The 3391-nt window shown below is 33.9% G+C and carries 3 protein-coding genes; all 3 read left to right on the top strand.

What is annotated here, in order from left to right; all coding sequences use genetic code 11:
• Positions 1–44: 44 nt before the first annotated feature.
• Positions 45–821 (top strand): C-GCAxxG-C-C family (seleno)protein, encoded by a 777-nt coding sequence (locus SVN78_09600; GenBank protein MDY6821858.1) that lies wholly within the window; start codon positions 45–47, stop codon positions 819–821.
• Between the two features lie 48 nt (positions 822–869).
• Entirely contained in the window at positions 870–2267 is a 1398-nt protein-coding gene (locus tag SVN78_09605; GenBank protein ID MDY6821859.1) for a putative sulfate exporter family transporter, read from the top strand.
• A gap of 134 nt (positions 2268–2401) precedes the next feature.
• On the top strand, positions 2402–3391 hold a 990-nt coding region (dsrA, locus tag SVN78_09610; protein ID MDY6821860.1), incomplete at its 3' end, for a dissimilatory-type sulfite reductase subunit alpha.

Raw genomic sequence — 3391 nt, forward strand, 5'->3', positions numbered from 1 at the left:
TTAATTTTTTATTATGTAAAAATTTATTGAAGGAGGTAAAATTTATGGACAAAACTGTTTTTAACAGAAGAAATTTTTTATTTAAGGGATCATTGTTATTAACTGGTTTGTTGGCATCTGCATCTATACCTGATTATGTTTATGGAAGCAATAAGAAAAAATCTACTAAAAATAATTTATGGCCTTATAGCACATTGGATCCAGTTAAAGCCTCAAAGTTAGGATATGATGGTTATTATGAAGGAGAGTGTTGTTACGGCGCTGCTAGTGCGATTTTAAATATGTTAGCAGAAAAATTCGAAAATAATTATATCAACTTTCCAAAACACATGTTCTACTACGGTAAAGGAGGCGCTGCTGACTGGGGCACATTATGTGGCGCATTAAATGGGGCAAGTGCAGTTATAGGTTTAATAGTTGGAAAAGAATATAAACCGTTGGTAAATGAATTAATTGGTTGGTATACATTGGAAAATTTTCCCAGTAAAGAACATGATAGTTATTCAAAATTCAAAAATCAAACTCAAAGTATAGCAAATTCACCATTGTGCCACGTTAGTGTTACTAAGTGGTGTAAAAAAGCAGGTGTTAGAGAGGGCTCTAAAGAGCGTTCAGACAGATGTGCAAAAGTTACTGGTGACGTTGCAAAAAAGGCAGTGTTGATTTTAAATGATTGGCACACAAATTCGTTTAAGCCGAAATATTCTACAAATAAAGAATTCGCAGATTGTATTGCATGCCATGTTGATAGGGGTGGTAAATTAAATAATAGTAAAGGTACAATGAACTGTGTTTCCTGTCATGAAAGGCATGAATTATAAGAATATTTTATTAAGATTTTATTATTTATTTATTAATTGGAGGTTAAAATGAATGAAAAAAAGGATGAATCAAAAGAAAAAATTGGTGTTCAAAGAGGTATTCAAACATTATGGAAAACTGAGGATTGGTGGGCAGTGTGGATTGCTTTCCTAATAATTGTACTTGCAATGATTTTTTACTATTCTGGTTCTACTTTAAAACCTTTAGCTGTTTATCCTTCCAAGTGGTCTACTTTCGATGTTGTAATCAGGCATTTTTCTGGGAGTTTTGGAAATTATATAATGCATTTTCTTTTCTGGATAGTAGTTTTTAGTATTGCCATAAGGTTTTTAGGATTTAAATTAAAAGAGTTTATTCCATCTTTTATATTTGTTTATCTATTTTCGATTATAATAGCAGTATTATCAAAAAATACCTTTGCAAGTGCTTATAATTTGGAAGCGCCACTAGTAGCCCTTATCTTAGGGATGATTATAGCAAATGCTTTTAAAATGCCAAAGTGGATGGATACTGGCTTTAGAACAGAATTCTATATAAAAACTGGGATTGTACTTCTCGGGGCAACCCTGCCTTTTACGTTAATTATATATGCTGGACCTGTGGCTTTTATACAAGCAACAATTGTGTCTGTTACAACATTTTTAACTATTTTTTATGTTGGTGTTAAATACTTACATTTAGATAAGAGGTTTTGCTCTGTTCTTGGTGCTGGGGGTTCTGTTTGTGGTGTTTCAGCTTCAATTGCAATGGGAGCTGCTGTAGGCGCAAAAAAAGAACACGTTGCTATTAGTATAACGTGTGTAATAATAGCAGCCATAGTTATGATTTTTGTACTGCCATTCATTGGGAAATTGTTTGATATTAACCCAGGAATTATGGGTGCGTGGATCGGAACTTCGGAATTTGCAGATGCAGCTGGACTTGCTGCTGCTCAACAGTATGGTTTAATGTATGAAAGTGCCCATGGCTTTGGTTCTGAAGTAGCTATTTGGACTTTTACACTTATGAAAGTAATTGGCAGGGATATGTGGATAGGTTTATGGGCTTTTATTATGTCAATAATTGCAGTTACAAGATGGGAAACTTATGGAACTGCACAGAGAGCTGGAGCTATTGAAATATGGTGGAGATTTCCAAAGTTTGTTATAGGTTTTTTTGCGGCTTCAGCAATTATAACAATGTGTGTTGCTGCTGTACCATTGGATGTGTATTTAGATAAGGTACAACCACTACTTATAGCCCCTGTTAAAACCTTAAGGACGTGGTCATTTATATTTACTTTTTTCTGTATAGGCCTAACAACACGCTTTAGAGAATTAACAGCAACGGGTAAAGAGCCTTGGATTGCATTTGGCAGCGGTGTAATAGTTAATGTTATACTGGGATTTTTATTATCTGTTATAATACTCGGTTCATATTGGGCTTCTATAACAGTAACGAAATAATATAGGCAAAAAAAGATGGTTAATAAAAAATATTTATATATAAATAATATTTATATAAATAATAATTATCATTTTATTGACATTTAATATATAGATTGTATACAATTATATATATGATTTATTAGGAGGTAATTATGGGTAAACATGAAACGCCAAAATTGGATGAGTTAAAAAAGGGAAAGTGGCCGAGTTTTGTGAAAGAGTTAGAATTAGCTGCGCAAAAAAGCGAAAGGACAGATGACTTAATTGGTCAGCTTGAAAAATCCTATAACGAAGGTATAACACTGTGGAAACATGGTGGTATGGTTGGTGTAAAGGGATATGGTGGTGGTATTGTTGGAAGGTTTTCTAATGTGCCAGAAGAATTCCCCGGTGTGAAAGAATGCCACACTGCAAGAATATTCTCTACGCCTGGACTATTTTACACAAGTGATATTCTAAAAAAGCTAGCAGATATTTGTGACAAATATGCTGGTGGTATATTTAATTTTCATGGTTCAACAGGTGACATACAAATATTAGGTTTTACACAAGATGAAGCAGAAGAGATGTTTCAAGAAATCATAAAGCTAGGTTTTGATTTAGGTGGCAGCGGATCAGCCTTGAGAAGTCCAAGTGCATGTGTGGGACCTGCTCGATGTGAATGGGCATGTTATGATACATTACACGCTTGTAGAGAAATAACCAACTATTTTCTTGATGAGGTACACAGACCACCCTTTAACTATAAATTCAAGATAAAGTTCTCAGGTTGTCCAATAGATTGTACAGCAAGTGGTGCAAGGGCAGATATGTCTGTTGTTGGTGTATGGAAGGATAATATTAAAATTAACCAAGATAAGGTTGCTGAATATGCTAAAAGATTTGATATAGAAAAAAATGTTGTTAATAAATGTCCTACAAAATGTATTTTCTATAAAAATGGAAAATTAACTATAAAAGACGATTACTGTGTAAAATGCATGAATTGTATTGCTGCTATGCCTGAGGCATTAAGGCCAGGGGACATCAAAGGTGCACAGCTTAGAATTGGTGCAAAGGCTCCTATAGTTCAAGGACCAAGGCTAGGATTTATACTAATCCCTTTCTATGACATAAACAAAGAGAAGGATAAGAATTATCCA

Source organism: Deferribacterota bacterium (assembly GCA_034189185.1).
Classification (GTDB): Bacteria; Chrysiogenota; Deferribacteres; order Deferribacterales; family UBA228; genus UBA228.